The sequence below is a fragment of the uncultured Lactobacillus sp. genome, assembly GCF_947367125.1.
GTDB lineage: Bacteria > Bacillota > Bacilli > Lactobacillales > Lactobacillaceae > Lactobacillus.
Window position 1 is genome coordinate 13085 of sequence record NZ_CANBCQ010000012.1, and the last position, 19430, is coordinate 32514.

The 19430-nt window shown below is 37.1% G+C and carries 17 protein-coding genes; 4 read left to right on the forward strand and 13 right to left on the reverse strand.

Translation table 11 applies throughout. From position 1 onward, the window contains the following. Positions 1-725 precede the first annotated feature (725 nt). The 3 genes from Q0Y84_RS04685 to Q0Y84_RS04695 all read right to left on the reverse strand — a co-directional run bounded on the left by Q0Y84_RS04685 (position 726) and on the right by Q0Y84_RS04695 (position 4714). On the reverse strand, positions 726-2531 hold the full coding sequence (locus Q0Y84_RS04685; protein WP_297951375.1) for an ABC transporter permease: 1806 nt from the start codon (positions 2529-2531) through the stop codon (positions 726-728). Between the two features lie 12 nt (positions 2532-2543). After that, positions 2544-3293, reverse strand: a complete 750-nt coding sequence (locus tag Q0Y84_RS04690; RefSeq protein WP_297951376.1) for an ABC transporter ATP-binding protein — start codon at positions 3291-3293, stop codon at positions 2544-2546. 149 nt (positions 3294-3442) lie between these two features. After that, positions 3443-4714 (reverse strand): hypothetical protein, encoded by a 1272-nt coding sequence (locus Q0Y84_RS04695; protein ID WP_297951378.1) that lies wholly within the window; start codon positions 4712-4714, stop codon positions 3443-3445. Between the two features lie 140 nt (positions 4715-4854). On the opposite strand from Q0Y84_RS04695, the gene Q0Y84_RS04700 reads away from it, so the two are divergent. Together Q0Y84_RS04700 and Q0Y84_RS04705 are read left to right on the forward strand one after the other, a co-directional pair. After that, complete coding sequence (locus Q0Y84_RS04700; protein WP_297951380.1) at positions 4855-5538, forward strand: hypothetical protein; 684 nt, start codon at positions 4855-4857, stop codon at positions 5536-5538. Between the two features lie 180 nt (positions 5539-5718). Next, positions 5719-8370, forward strand: coding sequence for a cation-translocating P-type ATPase (locus tag Q0Y84_RS04705; RefSeq protein WP_297951381.1), 2652 nt, complete (start codon positions 5719-5721; stop codon positions 8368-8370). A gap of 40 nt (positions 8371-8410) precedes the next feature. Here the strand turns inward: Q0Y84_RS04705 and Q0Y84_RS04710 are convergent, their stop codons facing one another. The 4 genes from Q0Y84_RS04710 to Q0Y84_RS04725 form a co-directional block, all read right to left on the reverse strand. Further along, positions 8411-8806, reverse strand: coding sequence for a PTS sugar transporter subunit IIA (locus Q0Y84_RS04710; protein ID WP_297951382.1), 396 nt, complete (start codon positions 8804-8806; stop codon positions 8411-8413). 56 nt (positions 8807-8862) lie between these two features. Then, positions 8863-9156, reverse strand: a complete 294-nt coding sequence (locus Q0Y84_RS04715; protein ID WP_366791464.1) for a hypothetical protein — start codon at positions 9154-9156, stop codon at positions 8863-8865. A 50-nt stretch (positions 9157-9206) separates the two neighbouring features. Next, positions 9207-9347 carry a hypothetical protein gene (locus Q0Y84_RS04720; RefSeq protein ID WP_297951384.1) on the reverse strand — a complete coding sequence of 47 codons (141 nt, stop codon included), beginning with the start codon at positions 9345-9347 and terminating at the stop codon, positions 9207-9209. A gap of 96 nt (positions 9348-9443) precedes the next feature. Next, on the reverse strand, positions 9444-10436 hold the full coding sequence (locus tag Q0Y84_RS04725; protein WP_297951385.1) for an asparaginase: 993 nt from the start codon (positions 10434-10436) through the stop codon (positions 9444-9446). A gap of 692 nt (positions 10437-11128) precedes the next feature. On the opposite strand from Q0Y84_RS04725, the gene Q0Y84_RS04730 reads away from it, so the two are divergent. Together Q0Y84_RS04730 and Q0Y84_RS04735 are read left to right on the forward strand one after the other, a co-directional pair. Next, entirely contained in the window at positions 11129-11971 is an 843-nt protein-coding gene (locus Q0Y84_RS04730) for an SEC10/PgrA surface exclusion domain-containing protein (RefSeq protein ID WP_297951386.1), read from the forward strand. Between the two features lie 468 nt (positions 11972-12439). After that, complete coding sequence (locus Q0Y84_RS04735) at positions 12440-12928, forward strand: TetR/AcrR family transcriptional regulator (RefSeq protein WP_297951387.1); 489 nt, start codon at positions 12440-12442, stop codon at positions 12926-12928. 39 nt (positions 12929-12967) lie between these two features. Here Q0Y84_RS04735 and hpt read toward each other — a convergent pair whose 3' ends face one another. The 6 genes from hpt to Q0Y84_RS04765 form a co-directional block, all read right to left on the reverse strand. Beyond that, positions 12968-13501: a hypoxanthine phosphoribosyltransferase gene (gene hpt / locus Q0Y84_RS04740; RefSeq protein WP_297951388.1), complete on the reverse strand. Its 534-nt coding sequence runs from the start codon at positions 13499-13501 to the stop codon at positions 12968-12970. A gap of 216 nt (positions 13502-13717) precedes the next feature. Next, positions 13718-14281 (reverse strand): GNAT family N-acetyltransferase, encoded by a 564-nt coding sequence (locus tag Q0Y84_RS04745; RefSeq protein WP_297951409.1) that lies wholly within the window; start codon positions 14279-14281, stop codon positions 13718-13720. Positions 14282-14306: 25 nt separating this feature from the next. Next, positions 14307-16454 (reverse strand): hypothetical protein, encoded by a 2148-nt coding sequence (locus tag Q0Y84_RS04750; RefSeq protein WP_297951390.1) that lies wholly within the window; start codon positions 16452-16454, stop codon positions 14307-14309. Between the two features lie 116 nt (positions 16455-16570). Further along, positions 16571-17296 carry a peptidoglycan recognition family protein gene (locus Q0Y84_RS04755; protein WP_297951391.1) on the reverse strand — a complete coding sequence of 242 codons (726 nt, stop codon included), beginning with the start codon at positions 17294-17296 and terminating at the stop codon, positions 16571-16573. Further along, on the reverse strand, positions 17286-18431 hold the full coding sequence (locus Q0Y84_RS04760; protein WP_297951392.1) for a hypothetical protein: 1146 nt from the start codon (positions 18429-18431) through the stop codon (positions 17286-17288). Before Q0Y84_RS04760 ends, Q0Y84_RS04755 begins: the two co-directional genes overlap by 11 nt. 75 nt (positions 18432-18506) lie before the next feature. Then, entirely contained in the window at positions 18507-19307 is an 801-nt protein-coding gene (locus Q0Y84_RS04765; RefSeq protein ID WP_297951393.1) for a polysaccharide biosynthesis C-terminal domain-containing protein, read from the reverse strand. Positions 19308-19430: the final 123 nt, after the last annotated feature.

Below are 19430 nucleotides of genomic sequence, written 5' to 3' on the forward strand. Positions count from 1 at the left end.
TTTGCTTGAAAAATTCTTAAGAACTTTTGCTTGCTATTACCACATTAATTTTTTCAATCTTAGTTGCAACCAATCATATCATTTTCCTATCCAAACATGATTGCAGCGTTTGGATGGTTTATTATCACTATCTTAGTAGGCTAAATTTATTTCGTCAAAATCAATTAAAAGTAGTTGCTCAGATATTATTGTTATTACTTCACACAAGTTACATAGAAAATGACTGAAGCAATGTTCATTAAGAAAGTTGGTACAACAATGTACCCTCAAAGATATAAGTATACGCGATAGTTGTTGATAACATCACTGCAGCTTCAGCAGTCTGATAAATACTGCAGTACCCCAACTGCTAAATTGGTTATATCAATTTAAACAAATTGAGTTAACGCACTGACAGTATTTTCTCTAACTTCACCAAATTTGACATCTAATCTTCTAAATAAAACAGGTGCTACTTAGTATTAAGTCTAAATCTACCTGCAAAATAGTTACTAAAGAAGTACTCAATACAAAATCATTTGTTGTATCTCACATAATGCTCACCAACTTTTATTTATCTTGATAGTCTCGTTTTGCTCTGTTATTTTTAATTATTAGTAAACGTTTACTAACACTAAAGTAACATGTATTTCTTCATTACTCAAGTCCTTATTTTTCACAATAAGTGCACTGCCGACGCAGAAACAGAGATTAGATAACCATCGTCATCTAATCTCTGCTTTTTGTTATTTATCCAAAACAATATTCTTATACAACTTCACCGTAATTAGATAATAAATCAAATAAAGCACAATGAAAATTGTAAATGGTAGCCAAATTCCCATATATGGTTTTGGCAACAAGGCAGTAAATAATCGTAAGCCAAAGAGAACATCAATTACGCCTAAAATTCCTGGTAATAAGAAGAGAACGCCAATTTCACTTCTAATTGATTTTTCCAAGACTGCCCTTCTAGTACCAATCTTGTAAAGCATTTCGTAACGAATCTTGTCACTAGCAGCCCCACTTAAAACTTTGAACATCAAAGTTGAAGCTAGCATAGTCAAGAAAGCAATTCCTAAGAAGAAGCCCATAAATTCAAACCCACTGATAAAACCCAATATTGCTTGATAAGAGAAGGGTTTGGTATTAGTAAGAGCTAGTGCTGCAGTCGGATCAGCCTTGATTTGCATTTTCTCTAGCTTCATCAAAGTTGGATAAGCTTTGGCAAAATCATTAACCGTAATTAAGGTGATGAATTTCTTTTCTCCCTTAATCGCATTCAACTTTTTAGCGGAAACTAAGCGAATTGTTTTTCTTTCAGCAGGAGAAACCATTGTATTTAATAATGTACTGCCATGATTATTTGGTTTAGCTAATTCACTAGTTTTGAGCGTATACGGCGTGTAAGTTGGGAAGTTATTGCCGTGAGTTTTGAATTCAATGTCATGTAATGGCTTTTTATCAAATTCATCTTTAATAAAGTAAAGTTCTTTTTTAGTTGCAACATAGTGGTAAGTTGTTTTTGTTTTAACATCCAATTTGTCCACAGTTTTTTGCACAGCTGGAGTATTTTTTACAATCGTGGCATCGTAATAGGTACTTTTAACTGCCTGATCTTTTAATGAGTTAAAGTTAAGTCCAACAGTAATAGCACCAAGCGCTAAAGCGAAAAGTAGTGAGATAACTGACAGAATTCTGGTATAATCACGAATTCTGAATTTTAATTGCCCTAAGGTAAAAACGCGAATACCGCGGTAAGCGTAGTTTTTACGTTTAAGCAAAAAGTTGATGATGAGCGTGAAGAAAGAATCAAAAGTAAAGTAGGACCCGGCCACAATCGTGACTAGTGCTGCTGGAATGATGAAGAAAATAGCACTAGCGGGCATCCCCATAATGTAATATCCTGCTGCTAGCAGCGCTAAGCCTAGGATTGCTTCAATAACCTTTAAACCTTTTTTACGGCTTAACTTAACTGGCTTTTGACCTTCATGCAACAAGTCAATCACCTTGCTGCGAACCAATTTATGCACATTTCTCAATGCTGCTAAAAAGAAAATTGCAATAAAGAAAATCAAGGTCCATAAAATTGCATTAGGCAAAATCACTTGAAAATGGGTAATTTTTAAACCTAAACTAACGATTAAAAACTTAGCTACGATCGCAGTTAAACCAAAACCAATAACAATTCCAAGTACTGTCGCTAACAGCCCAGTCATTAAGGTTTCACAAAAGATCAATAACCCAATTTTAGAACTTTTTGCTCCTAGCATCATGAACATGCCATAGTCATGTTGGCGCATGCTAAGCAAAAAGGTATTTGCATAAACTAAATAAACAAAAGTAATAATCGCCAATAACACAATCCCAAAGCCAAAAATAAAGCTTAAGTATTGTCCTGGGGCATTAACATCCTTACTCATAAAACCAGGATTGACGGCCAAAGTTAAGAACATATAAAAAATTGTGCTGGCTACTACTAATCCTGAGAAAAGGACGGTGTAATCCTTGAGCCGGCTTTTAATCCCGGTTAATGATAACTTCCAAATCATTTTTCTCGCCCCCTATTCTTCAGTACCTAAGTGAACAATCAAATCATGGTAAAAATCTGTCCGCGATTTGTTCTCTTTAGTCAATTGCTCGCCAATCTTACCGTCTTTAATAAACAGAATGCGATTAGCAAAACTAGCAGAAAATGGATCGTGCGTAACCATTAAAGTAGTTACACCATCGCGTTGATTCAAAGTTTCCATTGTGTTTAACAATTCACGCGCACTCTTGGAATCTAGCGCACCAGTAGGCTCATCTGCTAACAGCATTGCTGGCTCATGCACTAAGGCCCGAGCTGAAGCAACCCGTTGCTTTTGTCCACCGGAAATTTCTGCTGGATACTTTGTCAAAATGCCTTTAATTCCTAACTTGGCCGCAATTTTATCCACAAGTGGATTAATTCGATTAGTGGTAATCCCCCGCAAGCTCAGCGGCAAGGCAATATTTTCGCGATTCGTCAAATTCTCTAGTAAGTTAAAATCTTGGAAAATAAAACCTATTTCTTTACTCCGAAAATCTGCCATCTGGTTGGCATTCAAATTACTGATATCTTGATTATTAATAAAAACATTGCCAGTTGTCGGCTTATCTAGGGTCGAAAGAATATTAAGCAAGGTTGTTTTCCCTGAACCTGATGCGCCCATGATTGCTACAAATTCACCGGTTGCTACTGAAAAGTTGATTCCTTTTAATGCCTGATACTGTTTCTCGCCTTTTTTGCCATAAGTTTTGGTGACTTGGTCAACCTTTAAAATTTCGTTCATTTTTTTGTCCTCATTCCTGCTGTTTTTTGTTTTACTGTATTATTTACTTAATACAGTAATATAACATAGTGATCTTGTCAATTTGTTTTTTAACTAAAAAAGGCTTGTCACCGTTTTTCAACCGTGACAAACCTTGATTTAATCAGCTTTTATTTACTTTTTTTAGTTTTTATTAATTTAGCATTACCAAGTGTTTGAATAAGTTGATGACCATCTTTTTGATGGAAAATTGCATCTTGGTATGACAGTCGCTCCGTCTTCTTACGCTTATTCTTATACTTTCTAGTTAAAGTTACTTCATAATCAACCTTGCTATAATTGCGCTGACCTGGCAAAACAGAAAGCACCTTGACTTGAACGCTTATTTTTTTCAAGCCCTTTTGATGATGCCATTTCTTCAGCTGCTTAGCTAGTTCTTTATAGTCAGCATTCTCTTTACCCTTTTCAAAATCAAGTTCATTTGGCGCCTTAAAATTGTTATAAAGCAATTTGGCTGCATCCTCGGCCTTAATTAATCCCGGCCAGATTGGGTTAACAATATAGTCGCCTTCCGCATCTTGATAAACGTCCTTTTCGCCATTACCTTGATATTCAGCCGTTCCGTCATAATCAGTAACGTCATCTTCACTATTGGCAAATTCAGAACTAATTGATTGCGCCAAATCAGTTACTTTTTCTGACTTAATCGTTTTCCCGTCAGCTTTACTCTTAATGTAAATTTCCATCCGCTTAGCAATCGGATAATTCTTAAAAGTATAGCTGCCATGATCATTCAATTTTCCTACCTTGCGGTCATTGACATAGATAGTGCTGCCAGGAACACTGCGGACTTGGAAAGTAGCCGTCTTAATTTTCATATCAATTGTCTTATTCGACCAAATATTAACAATTGAATCGGCATCTAACTTGCGACCATTTACCTTGGATTTAACTAAAATGTGATAGCGACCAGGAAAAACTAAGCCTAAGTCTTGATAATAATTCTGATTGTCGCCCTCCATTTCACCATAATCTTTTTGGTTAACGGTCAAAGTTGAACCAGCATGGTTAGTCTTAACTTGCGGCCGATATACTTGGATCCATAACTTATATTTTGGAAAAAGCAGGAAATAGCGACCATCTTCAATTAGTTTGATTTCACCATGATCTCGATCATGCCGCAAATTATGAGCTAACCGCTTAGCAGCACTATGATGCTCCTTAAAATAGTTCTGCAGCGGCTTGAGTGACTTATCTGTTACTTCCATATCAGGCGTTGAAGCCGTAACATATTGTGCCATCCCATTTTTAGGCTCCTGCAAATTAGCCACAATCCGGTTAATCTGTCGCTCTTTAGTATAATAAAAGTTGCCGCCCAACCAAGCTGCGCCAATTAGAATAATAATTATTCCCCATAGCCAAATTTTTTTATGTTTTTTCATTAATAAACACCTTTTTTTGCAAATCCTTTTTACTTAGATTAACAAGTTGATGCAAAAAAGCAAACATCTTTCATTCACAAACTAAGTAAAACTTTTTATGATACTGGTAGCACTATCCAATTCTAGAAAGGGATTTAACCGTGGAAGTAAATTTTAATTTTATCAAAAATAGCAGCTTCAGTGAGACATTTCCCACTGCTGAAAAAATCCACAAGTTATACACAATTGCGGACTATCGCGACGTGATCACCAATTCACGTTTATTACTAGAGAGTTTAACCAAAAAGATTTTTAAATTAGAAAACCTCAATCAATATTACCAAGTTCCTGCAGGAGAACGCCGGACCTTGCGCAATGATACCCATTATTTGCGGATTGAATTGGACTATCCGCTCTCAATTATGGATCTCTTTGACGAAGTACGCCGAATGGGAAACGCGGCAGTTCACGATAGTAAAATTGAGCCCGACCAAAAGCAAGCCTGGCGCTGTATTTGTGACTTGCACGATATTTTGGTCTTTTTAATTAACAGCTACGATAGTCAAGATCTGTATTATTTGCGCCCCGATATTGCCATGGAAGCCCAAACCGACGAAGGCCACTATTATTCTCGCCAAAATAAGCAGCCTAAACCAATTAAATTGCATGATCATCAAAATGCTAAGGCAAAACAAACAGAACACAGTCACAAAATGCCTAAAAATGTTAAGCACTATTCTAGTTCAAAGCAGGACGAAGCATTAACTCAACCTGAAACAACAGAAAAACAAGCTCCTGCTTCTAAAAACTGGTTAAGAAAAATTAAAGATCTCTTTCATCATTAATGATTGCTTTGACACTGTGTCACTATATGATAAAATAAATACTATAGTTTACATACCGAGAAGCGCCTCCGACGCTGCCGATACGCAAATGAAAACTGAATAGGTTTCTCAAATGGGGAACGGCTTATGCTAGTAGGTCGTTTCCCATTATTTTTTTATGAAAGGAGTGGTTAATCCACGATGGATAATCACAGACAAAAGCCTTGGACCCTTACTCAGCCCGAGGTCTTGCAAAACACAAAAACAACGGAAACAGGTTTAACTGACGATGAAGTTCGAATACGCCAGCAAAAGGGCTTAAACGAACTCACCGCTAAACCTCCTAAAAACACAATTCAAATGGTCAAAGAGCAAATTTTTGATCCGATGATTGGAATTTTATTAGTAGCGGCAGTTTTGGCTGCTATTTTTGGTGAATATACTGAGGCAATTATTATTGCCACAATCGTGGTGCTTAATACGCTAATCGGTGTGATCCAAGAGAAAAAGGCCCAATCATCTCTAGCTGCTTTGCGCGATATGTCAGCTCCTACTGCTAACGTTATTCGTAACGGCAAGGAATTAATCATCCTAGCCAAAGAATTGGTAGTTGGCGATCTGGTTAACCTGCACGATGGTGACATGGTACCGGCCGACTTACGTTTGCTTGAAACAGCCAATTTAAAGATCCAAGAAGCATCCCTCACTGGCGAATCAGTTCCAGTTGAAAAAGATGCCACTGCCGTTTTAAAGCCTGATTGTGCTCTTGGTGACCGCACCAACATGGCCTTTTCTTCATCAATTGTGACTTACGGTCGCGGTAAAGGGATCGTAACGGCAATTGGAATGCAGACTGAAGTTGGCGCTATTGCTGGTATGCTGGAAGATCAAACTGAGGTCCAGACGCCATTAAAACGAAAATTAGCTAAGGCAGGGATGGTTTTAACCATTATTGGACTAATCATCTGTAGTTTAGTTTTCGCAATTGGTGCCTTCTATGGCCGCCCACTTTTGCCACAATTCTTAGTTGCTATTTCACTAGCAATTTCAATTATTCCTGAAGGCTTGCCAGCAACCGCCACAATTGTTATGGCTTTGGGCGTCAAGCGGATGGTTAAGCGCAAGGCTTTGATTAAAAAATTACCTGCAGTCGAAACCTTGGGTAACGCTACAGTTATTTGTTCCGACAAAACCGGTACCTTAACTTTAAACAAAATGACCGTTACCAAAGCAGCAACAGTGGATTTTACTGAGCAAAAAACAGTTGAACAGCTTAAAGCAAATCCAGCCACCCAGGCTTTAGCCTATGCTAGTGCCTTGTGTAACGACGCCAGCATTACGGATCAAAAAGAAATTGGCGATCCTACTGAAGTAGCCTTGATTCCGTTTGCACAAAAGCTTGGTTTTAAACAAGCCGATTTAAAGCGGGAATTCCCTCGTTTATTTGAGCAGCCTTTTGACTCAGATCGAAAACGGATGACTACTTTACACAAAATTAACAGACAATTGACTGTCTTTACTAAAGGCGCAACAGACGAATTATTGCCGTTATGTACCAACATCATGACTGCTCAAGGCATACGGAAAATTACTGCCCAAGACAAAAAGCAAATTGCACACTTGTCCCACCAAATGCAAGCAGATGCCTTGCGGGTATTGGGCTTTGCGACTAAAGTCATACCAAATATGCCGGAGCAAGAGGCTGATTTAGAAAATAATTTAACCTTTATTGGCGTGGTCGGTATGATCGATCCACCCCGCCAGGAAGTCGCTGCCTCAGTTAAGACTTGTCGTGAAGCCGGTATTCGCACCATCATGATTACTGGTGATCACAAGGTGACGGCTTTAGCGATTGCCAAAAAGCTAAATATTTTTCAGCCAGGTGATTGGGCAATTTCAGGCACTGAATTAGCACAGATGTCTGATGCAGAATTAGATCAAGCTGTTAAAAAAGCAACTGTTTTTGCCCGAGTTTCGCCCGCTGATAAATTGCGAATTATTCAAAGTTTGAAGCGTGACGGCGAAGTAACCGCCATGACTGGTGATGGAGTTAACGACTCACCTGCCTTAAAAGCAGCCAATATTGGCGTGGCGATGGGCGTTACGGGAACTGATGTAGCTAAAGATGTCGCTGACATGATTCTGTTAGATGACAGCTTTACGACAATTGCTCAGGCAATAAAAGAAGGACGCCGCGTTTACCGAAATATTCAAAAAGTAATTCAATTCTTGCTAGTCGGTAATATTGCTGAAATTACTACTTTATTTACGGCAACTCTTTTCAACTGGGATGCCCCATTATTAGCTGTGCATATCTTATGGGTCAACCTAGCAACTGCTACTTTGCCAGCATTGGCTCTTGGCGTCGACCCAGCAAGCAAGAATATCATGAAACACAAGCCCGTTAAAGCTGGTACTTTATTTGAAAAAGAGCTAGTTATTCGAGTAATTACGCAAGGACTATTCGTTGCCTTGCTCACCTTAGCTGGTTACTTCATCGGTAAAGAAACCGGCAATCAAGTTGTGGGGCAAACGATGGCCTTTAGTATTTTGGCTTTAGCACAAATGATTCGTTCATTTAACCAGCATTCTAATACTGATCCGATCTGGCAAAGATCGGCTGGCAACAATCCTTGGTTAATTATAGCCTTCATTATTTCGGCCTTTTTCATGGGAATCATTCTCTTTGTTCCGGCAATGCAAAATGCATTTCACCTGACTAGTCTTTCTGCCGGACAATGGTTGATCGTGCTTGCATTAGCTTTACTTTCAATTGTCCAAGTTGAACTAGTTAAAGGCTGGACTAAATTTAAGAATCTATTTTTCAATAGTGACCGCTTAATTGAAAATTAGCCCAATCAAAAAACGATAGCAAATGCTATCGTTTTTTGTTCTATTTAGCTTGAACCACTTGGTCAACATCAATCTGACTACGGCCAACCTCGATCGCCTTTTGAGCGCTAGGATCCAAATTAGCATTAATCATCTTGTGACTAAGCTCTAGCACCATCGGCAGATTAACGCCGCTAACTACTCTCACTCGCTCTGGATACATGTCCTCATATTCCGAAGCGACCAAGTGCGGCGTACCATTTTTCAAATCAGTTAAAACTAAAATTTGGCTACTCTGATATTTATTCATAATTTTAGCGAAACGAGCCTTAAAATCTCTGATCCCTGAGTCATTTAACTCAATCGTTAAAATCTGATCATTCTTGCCTGCTAGCATATCATGTGCTGCCATTAAGCCCGTTGCTAAACCTTCGTGTGTAGCAATTAAAAGTTCCATGAAGTACACCTCTTTTGTAAGCGATTTCTATAGAACTATTTTAACATATTTTAGCTTTAACCCAACTTTTCAATATCAGCTAATAAGCTATTTTGTTCTGGCGTTAAACGTTCATCTTTTTGACGCAACTTTAACACTTGTAAGCAAGTATGCAAAATCTTCTTTCCTTTTTCAACAACTTGCTTGCCGTCCATATCAGGTGTTACATTAGCCAAAAAATCATCCATTTCATCAGCCGTAACTTTAAACACATCATTTTCACCATGAATTAACGGCATGCGGTTAAGCATCTCTTCAATCATTTGTAAATTATTTCTAGCTTCTTCAAAATTCATCTTGTTCACATCCAATTCTTTTTCTTTATTATACAAAAAAACAGCCACTTCCGTGACTGTCAGCCTTATTTTATTTTAATAATTGCGTTAGAGATTGTCTTGGCATCTGATTCGATTAACTGATGCGAATTATTGATAAAGAGGGATACCCCAATTCCGATCGCAGCAGCTACAAGCCATATTTTTTGCAAAACCTTACTCTTCATGAATAACCCAGCTCCTTATATATCTTATTATACAAGAAGCCCATCGTTATGGGATAATTGCGGTTACAATTAATACAATTGTAATATTTTTTACCTTTACTTAAGAGTTACCTCTCCAGCCACATTCGTTCTAAAGAATTCTGCTACTTGGTGGACATCCATTCCTTGACCTAAGGCCCACATTAATTTGGTAATGGCACTCTCAGAAGTCATATCACAGGCAGAAATTGCTCCTTCAAGCAAAGCCTCACGCCCAACTTCATATCTGGTTAAATCGCTACGCTCATATAAACACTGGCTGCTGGCGATCACCGGAATCCCTTGCCGAATCAGCTTACCAATTGCGGCTACCATATTCCGCCGAATAAAGTTCATTCCACCTAAGCCGTAAGCTTCAATGACTATCCCGCGACAGCCACTATCAACCATTGCAAACAGCAAATCAGGATCAAAACCAGGAAACAGTTTTACCAGCGAGACATGAGAATTAATCTTAGTATTTAAACTTGGCTGGCCATGATGCTTTTTTGGAAAATTATCTGGATTAAACACCAAACCATCAGAAGAAACGGTCGCTACTGGTGGGACATTAACACTTTCAAAGGCATCAAAATTAGTTGTCCGCACTTTTACACTACGGCAACCCAACATTACCTTATTATGGAAAGCCAAATAAATATCTGGCGGACAAGTTGCGGCAGCAGCAAAAGCTAAACGCAAATTGTCATGCGCATCACTTAAGACAACGTTAATTGGCACCTGACTTCCAGTTAAAACAACTGGAATATTAATATTTTTCAGCATAAAGGCCAACATGGAAGCCGTATAAGCCATCGTATCAGTTCCGTGAGAAACAACAATGCCATCATAATCATTGCGATACTTATAAATAGTTTTCGCAATAAACACCCATTCTTCTGGTTGAATATTGGAAGAGTCCAACTGAAGAATATCCCGTACTTGAATATTATATGGTAATTTTCCCAACATCTTGATTAATTCTTCACCGGTTTCCTTAGGCACTAGTCCGGCATCAGAAGCAACAGAAGCAATCGTACCTCCGGTTGACAATAATAATAGTTTTTTCATGTTAACCCCCTTTATCTTAATAGATCAATTACAAACAGCATCTCGTTTTCTTACCCAATGTATTTTTTACTTTAAGAAAAGAATATCATGCCATCTTCAAAAAAGGTAGCAAGCAATTCCAGAATAAATGCCATAATTTGAACATTTAATTAGCTACGTAAATGAGTGTCCTATATCTGTATTTGTATAGTATTAATTACAAGATATGGCTAAAAAGGCGTAAATTACCATATTTTGTATCGTCTGGTTTTACTAAACGTCTAAATTTAGATTCCGCTTTCATATTCTATATTTAAAATAAAAAATAAAGCATATCTCCGCTAAGTACTGATCTTATCTGTATTCTTAATTCTAGTCTTTTATAGCTTTATATATAACTGTGGCTATTTTTATATATTTTATTACATATTTGCCCCCTTTGGCAAAAAAATTTTAAATTATTTATTAATCGTATAGTTTTGGAAAGTCTGTGTCTCAAACCTTTATCCATTAACGCTTTAAAAAATAACATACATATTTTTTATTTTATACAATCCGTTATTAAAACTTTTCATGTATAGACTTTACCGTCAATAATGCTAGTATCAATCAATGAAGAGACTTATAACGAGCTTCAAGGAATTGACTACTCCTTGAAGAAAAAATGGTTTATACATTGGGAATTCTTTTCGTAATATAGGGGATTAGGAAAAATGACAAAGAATGTTAGACTTTTATCAACCATTAGTATCGCAGCCGCTTTAGTAGGTGGAAGCATTGCTATCCTAAACAATAACAATAACGCTGAAACCACTGTACAAGCTGCTTCAATCAATTTGCCTTCAGGCTATACCAAGAGTGCCATTATTAAGTGGAACCAAACTGGTAAAGCAAGTAAGGCATTAATCAATGCTTCTAAAAAAGGCATGAAAGAAAACACCGACAGTGGTGCTGGCTCAGACAATACTCTTGTTAACGTGACCAAATTGACCGCTGGCCAACAAAGAGAATTGAGCGAATATACTTTAAGTTTAATTAATTCTGCTCGTCATCAACTTGGCAAGCAAGGCTGGACTTATAAAAAAGGTGCTTTAACTTTTGCAAATCGCGTAGCTAAAGAATACTACAGTCACAACAGATCTTGCTGGGATGCCGACCACTATGTTGCTGGAATTGAACGCGCAGCTAAAGCTTCAGGACTTAACTCAAGAGTAGGACAAGTTTATGAAGATGAAGCTGGTTTACCTATTTCTTCAACTTATCACACTAACTTACGTCCAATGTCAGTATTGAAGAACCAAATTTACTTCAACGTTAAGCAAATGCTTTTCGGTGGTTTCTCAGGTGCTGATAGTCAAATGAATGATTCATCAAGATATATTGAATGGGAACACGCTGGTGACTTACTTGGTTGCCGTACCAAGAGTTACGATGCTAAGACTAAATACTTTGGTGTTAGCTTTAGCGGTTTAAAGGGTGACGAAAGTAAAGTTAGTGTTCACATGATGGGCGTTGCTAAGCGTTACATCCAAAACTACAGAAAATTTAACCGTTAAAATTGACGCTGTAGTTAGAACTTAATAAAGTTTCCTAATCCAAGAGTTTAAATGGTACAGTCAGCCGTTTGAACTCTTTTTATTTTGTCTTTTTTTCGTCAAAATCCTGCTTAAATAAGCAAAAACGTGTATCTTTTCAATTGAGTTATCTAATTTATTCGCCATCATTAGTTAATATTAATAATTGGCTGATTTACTCTACTATCACGTTATCTTTTAAAATGCTATTATATCAGCTTTTTCCTTTATTTTTTCTAGTTATTTAGCAAAACAAGCAAGTTTATTTTTACTAACGAAATTTTTCTCAAATAATTTTTAAGCGAAATTATGATATTGCTTCAGCTTACACCAACTATTAAGTTATTTTTATTTAAAAATAGTATTGCCAAGCTAAATATTAACTGATATATTCTATATCAACGTGTTGGATGAACACAAAAACTAGACTAGCATTAGGAGGAAAACATAATGTACATCCAGTTTTTTGAAAATGTATTAAAAAGGGAATTTTCACAAAGGACAATTGATAAGTATTCAATCCGAGATTTTTGTTTAGCTGCCAAGATTAGCCGTGGTACTTTTTACCGTAACTTTAAGAATTTTGATGACTTGTTTTGCCAAATTTTGCAATTTGAAATAGATTACTATTTTACCCGCCTTCAATCAAGCAACTTGCGCAAAACAATTCATCGTTTGTTACTCCAAATTGAAGCCGATGCGATCTATTATCGCAACATCCATCATTTTGCGAGTAGTCGCATTCGTACACAACTAAATCATGCCCTTTTTGTTGCAATCCAAAAATTACTGTTCAATAGCGAGCTTTCTAACAAACATATCCAGAGCATCTCTGGCTTAATTTTCATCCGTATTTTAGATTGGGTCTCTCATGACTACCAAGACAATCTCATCAATGTTTATACCGATATTGAATGCATTGTTCAACATCATCTATGAAGCAAAAGGCTACTAAAATTGAATTAGTAGCCTTTTCATTTAAGCATAAATTTTATGTTTTAAAACGCCAACATATGGCAAGTTACGGTATAAGCCGTTGTAATCAAGTCCATAGCCAACCAAAAAAGCGTCTGGCACTTGAAAACCATAATAATCTGCATGGAAATTAACCAGTCTAGTTGCTGGCTTATCGAGCATTGCTACTACTTCAACACTAGCAGCACCACGATCCTTCATTACTTCACTTAAAGCCTGCAACGTACGACCAGTATCAATAATATCTTCCATAAAGATTACCGGACGCCCTTTAACATCTGACTTAATATCTTGCGTAATCTTAACTTTGCCGGTAGATTCTGCCCCAGCATAGCTTGACGCCTTGATTGGATCAATATTCAATTTGAAATTAAGCCGTTTAATCATATCACTGGCAAAAATCATTGCGCCATTTAATACAGGAATAACAATCGGTTGCTTGCCCTGATATTTTTGATTTAATTCAGCAGCCATCTCATCCATCCGCTTATTCAATTGTTCCTGATCAAACAAAACTTTTTCAATATCGTTGTTCATTATTTGTCTACCCTTTAAATTATATTTTTGCTAACGATCAGATTTTAGCATGATTTAGTTATAAAATGAAGTTATTTAGTAACAAAAGTGGATAATTCAGTCATTTATATAATAAATTGCACTAAAATCGTTCGTGTTTTTGTATAAGCATAGAAAATTTTTACCTAAATTAAATAAGCATCCCTCAACCTAAAAAAGTTAAGGATGCTTATCTTACTAAATTTCTTTAATCATATGATCATAAGTCCGATCGCCAATTGTCATCGATTTCTGCACCTTGTATCCCTTATGCTCATACAAGGTCTGGGCGCGCGGATTTTCTTGATCAACATTCAAACTAATAATATGATAGCCATGCTTCAGTGCCACCCGCTCTGCTTCGTCCATCAGCTTGCTGGCAATATGTTCACCCCAATGATCAGGATGAACGGCTAGCGCATCAATATACCACTCATGTGGCCAAGCTTCCTGATCATCAAAAATCACTGTTGAAATTGGCAACCCAACATTAGCATAATTACGCCGCAGAACAATATCAATAATCTTTTGGTCCTTATACGGGTACATATCCAAAATTCCGACCACTTGACCATGATCTTCGGCCACCCAGATGCGGCGATATGAATAGCGGTAATCTTCTGAAATGAAGCCTAGTTTCATCAAACTATAAAATTGATCTTCTGGCAATGACTCGATTGACTTCATCTGCATTTCATCAAAAATTTGCTTTAAGATCGGATAGACAAAAGGAAAATCCGTCTTTTTTGCTCGTCTAATAATCATTAACTTCACTCCCACCTAAAAATTATTCATCAGCATGATCATTTTCAAACAAATCAACATCTTTAACTACTTCAAACTTCATTGGATGTTCTGGTTGATACTGCAATAAATCAACTAAAGTTGTAGCCTTAGGCTCCAGCAATTTGCTATCATGCATTAACCGATATAAGGCAAAGACTTGCGCATAAGTTGCCCGAATTAGTAGTCCATCAGCTTGGTAAGCTGCGTCATTATCATCTACTTGCATCGCAGTAGTTAAATAGTCACGCAGTTTTCTTTCATCATAATCTTGGCCCATCATTTCTTTTAGCGCCGGATTCAAGTCAGCATAAGTTTGCGATAGCTTAGTGATTCGTTCAAAATTGTAGGCCAAGTCAGTGTCGATCTGCTCCATATCGGCTTGATCAAGTTTATCCTGATTGTTCCGAACTCCAGCAGCTAAATTGTCAAGTGCTTCACCAAAAGCACCAAAAACATAGTCTAACCCTAATTGGGTCTCCATTTGTTCGGGCTCTAGATCACTTAATTGGGCTGCACTTTGCGCATTCCAAGCAAAAGAAGGACTGATGATGCGACTAGGCGTCTGGAACAAAATTCCTGCTAAACCTTGCTTGGCTGAGTATTGAACATTAATTGAACCAGGTACAAAATCGCAGCGCTGCTCCAGCTTTTCTACTGCTGCTTGGAGCTTAGCATATAAGTCAGCCACAATACCTGATGTATCACCTTGACCGTTATCAAGCACAATTGAGCCATTTTGCCAGGTATCATGCGGATTATTTTCAGCTAAAACAGAGAAATTCTTGTCAGGATTAAAGCCACTAGCAATATCCTGCGTTGGTAAATAAACGAGAGCGTGACCCAAGAAATCGGTAATCGCATTAGCATTTTGGTCATCGCCAATTGAATCGATATATGCCATTAAAGTGTAGAGATAGCCATAGCCTAGTTGATTGATAATCCCGATTAAGTCAGTCTTGTCCTCACTATCACTTGCCTGAATATAACTGCTCAATTTTTGCCGTAAATCTGTAAGCTTCCGGTCATTGGTGCTGCTTAAATAGTTATCGACATCAGGGATGCTGGCAGAAAAGCCCAAAATTATCCGGTACAAGTAGTCCAAATCAGCGCAATAGCCGTCCCAATCTTGTTCGCTAATTTGCCCGGCCGTATCTTGCAAGTCACGCGCAAAATTCAAAATAAAGGAAATAGCCAGATGAGTTGCGCATTGCTCTGTATTTTCCTGCTCAATCATTGCCGCAGTTTTAGTACCTAGAATATCATTACGGAAAATCATCACATCATTAGGTGACTGCAAGTAGACAATCACGTCATGTTGCGTCTCATCATATTCCACGCCCAAAGCGCCAGCAGGAATCAAATTATTTTTGACCAATAAATCACCTGCTTGACGTAATTTTTTTGCTAATTTTTCCGCTTCTGCTCGCTCAATTGGCTCACCCATCAAGTTAGAATCAGCGCCAGTTGCTGCAGCTTGATCAGCTAAATTTGCTAATAAAGAAAAATCAGGATCTGGCTTGAACAAGCATGAATCATGAGGGACCTCGACTGTTAAGTGATAAAGCAGTTGTCCTGCAGTTTTGCTATCATCGGTTGAACGCTGCACTTCTTGATAAATTCCCCATAAATAGGCAAACGGCATCCCTGCTAGCTGCGTTTCAGTTTCGGCTAATACATCAGCGGCAAACACGCCGCTTGTAGTTAAAATCTGTTGCAATTCTGCCTTGATCTTTTCAGCAGAAAAATCAGCTGTATCTTGATAATAATCATTAATCGCTTCACTTTGCTTAGTCAATTTATACCAGGCATTGTACAAATAATCCATATCTTGGCGCAATTGCTCCGGATCAAGCCCGGTCCTCTCTTTTGGCGCCGTGGCATCCATAAAACTGCCAGCCCAACTAACAATAATCCCCTCGCCGTTAGAAGTATCATCTTGCTCAAGCAAGTAGTCATAAGTTTGCACGTTCAAAAGTAAACTAGGCACAATTAAGTTATTTGGCGTTTGTAAGTAAAGCAAGACACTGCCGTCATCAGGATCTAATTCAGTATTTATAGAATTAGGCACAATACAGTTTAGCTGCTTAATCCAACTAATTGCATCGTTAATTTTATTCATTACTTGCTTTAGTTTTGCATCTTCAGTCATGGAAAAACTCCTTTATTATCATCGCAAAATGCTGTAAGCAATTACATTCTCACATATTTAGGGACTAATTGCATTATTTTTGCAGGACAATGTTAAGTAATTTGAAACTAAATATTTTACCGCTGATTATCATAGTGCCAACAAATCAGCTGATAAAATTGTTGCATGCTATAACCATACTTAGCAAAATAGCCATCAGGATCGGTATGCGTGGTATTGCCCAAATAATGGGTTACTTGGTGATGTGACCAAATTGTACCTAAACCGCCGCTTTTACCATCCATCACATCTTGTTTAGCAGATTTCTTTTTATTTAATGTCCAATTCTTTTGTGTTGGTTGTGCCCAGCTGGGCTTCAATTGATATTTATGTAACAAATATGCTACATAAATTGCGTCATTATTTACACTCCGTGCAAATTCATTAAAGTTGCGCCCTTCACACAATTCTACTTGAATATACCGCCTATTGGCCGGCCGTCCCGCACCCCAGACAGCTCGAGTTGGAGTATGGATTTGTACCACTGCATCTTGATCTACAAAAGCATGCACATAAGCTTCACGTTTGCGCCAGTTTTTTAAAAAAGTTTCAGCTTCTTTTCGTGCTGGCGTAGTAGTTGTTGTCTCATGAATGACAATTCCCTCTGGTTTATTATGCCGATATGGCTCATCCTGTGTAAAAGTTGACTGTATTTTAGTTACACCAGGATAAGAAAAATGAGCTGCTTTGATATACAAATTAACATCAAGTTGCCGTTTAAATTTAATCCCACAAATTACCAAAATAAGCATTATAGTTAACAGAAACGCACGCACTAATTTAATAGTTAATCTATTCTTCATCAATATTACTTTCTTGAATAAACTTCAATTTATCAAATTGCGTTAAAACTAAACCGAATGTTAGCAAAAAGGGATTCATATTAACATTAGCAAAATAACCTTCTGATAATCCTACAAATAGCATTGCTAACATTGCAGGTACAATTGGCCACCAATTAACTCGAATTAAGTTAGCCAATGTCAACCCGTAATAGACTAAAAAGAGGACCGTAATAATTATTCCTTGAGTAATTAACAGATTTAAATATCCTGTATCCAAAACATATTTGGAAGTATTGATTGTATGACCAAATAGCCCTATCCCATATTTATGGAAGAAATATGATCCTAGCTGCAAACGATTAGATGTAAATAAGTCAAAAGCCTTTACCCAAGCATGCTGAGCATTAAGTTTATACCAAATTGCAAAAATTGCCGAGATAATTGCTGCGATTAATGGCATTAAAACAACAAAATAATCAGTTACCCGGTAACGCCTAAGATTCAAATATTTAAATAATAAAATAAAAATCAAAAAGATCATTGAACCCCAAATAGCGGTTCGAGAGCGTGACATAAATAAAAATGGCACCCAAGCCAATAATCCGCCCCAGAAAATATATCTAGAGAAGTATTTGTGCAATGTTACCAATTCCATAAACAAAATCATCGTCATTGCTCCCAACGTATTAGGGTTATTAAAACCTAGCCCTAATTTCCAACCAAAGACGACCGGATTATAGACATTATGGGTAGCTAATAAACGTAACACGACAACCACTACACCGTAGCCAACAAGTCTCGACCAAAAATCAAGATAAAGCATACGCGGAAAACCAATAATTGGTAATAAATACATTAAAAGCAAAGTAGATTTAAAATTCATATTTCCTGCTACTACTTTTTCCATAATTAATAGTGCTACAGTAAGTACTAAAATGCTTAAATTTCGTCTGCTGTCTAATGCACTAACTAATACACCGACCATCATTGCTATAAACAAAATTCGATTTAGCCCATTTAAAATAGCAGCATATTGGGGATGCAATTTTACATACTCTGTCATCATAATTACTTGGACAAAGACAGATAACGCATAACACCAGATCATGTATTGTTTAATTTTATATTCTAATTTTTGTAACCAATTCTGCATAAATAATTCCTTATTTTAATAGCTTTATTTCTTAATTTAAGTATAGATCTTTTATTAAGGAATAATGTATCTGAATTACTTTTTCTTAAGTTGCTTAACTAATTTGAACAGGAATTGATTTCTTAGCAACAGCAAAATTGAAACATAAACCAGACCTGAAATGCTTACAGCCAAAACAATTTGGATAAAGATATTCGAAACCCGTTCACATAAGCCACAAACTATTACGATCCCCATACAACCTACAAGAGCTTCAAAAATATTTTTACAAGTGTCCTTGTTCAAAATTATCAAATTAACTATATCGCGGCAGGTCCAATAATTTAATAGCATAGCACTAAGTTCTGCAATCACTGTGCCTATTGCCGCCCCTTGATCTGATAGTAGCGGGATCAAAACTAAATTTAGGCCTACATTAAGCAATGCGACCATAACTGTATTCCGTAAAATTAATGTTTCACGTTTAGCAACTATCAAAACACAATCTGAAAATAGCCATGCCATAATAGAAAATAAGATTGCCCAAGAAATTATCCGCAAAGAACCAAGTGCAGATAAATACTTTTGACCAGCAATTAGTAAAATTATTGCTCGACTTAGCATTGTAATACCAGTCACTATCGGCAAAGCCAGTAACAGCAGGCCATTAAATAATTGCTTTAAAAGACTGTTATATTCTAAGCATCTTTTTTTGCCCCATAGCCAGGCTAAACGTGGGATTACTACTGTTAAGATCGCTGCTAACACGCCTTGAACAATGTGGTAAATTTTTACTACCACATTCTTAAAAGTTTGCTTTTTAAGCGAATCAAATAAATTAGGTAAATATTTTTCCACATTGTACACAGGTACAATTATTGATACTTCTATATCCATTACTTTCCTCATTTCGTATCTATTTTACTAGCTTTGACAGGAATCATGAAACAAAAAGATGAGGCGTTAAAGCATTCTTATCTTTCATTCATTTGGTAATTGAGCCTTCATAAAGTGCAAGCT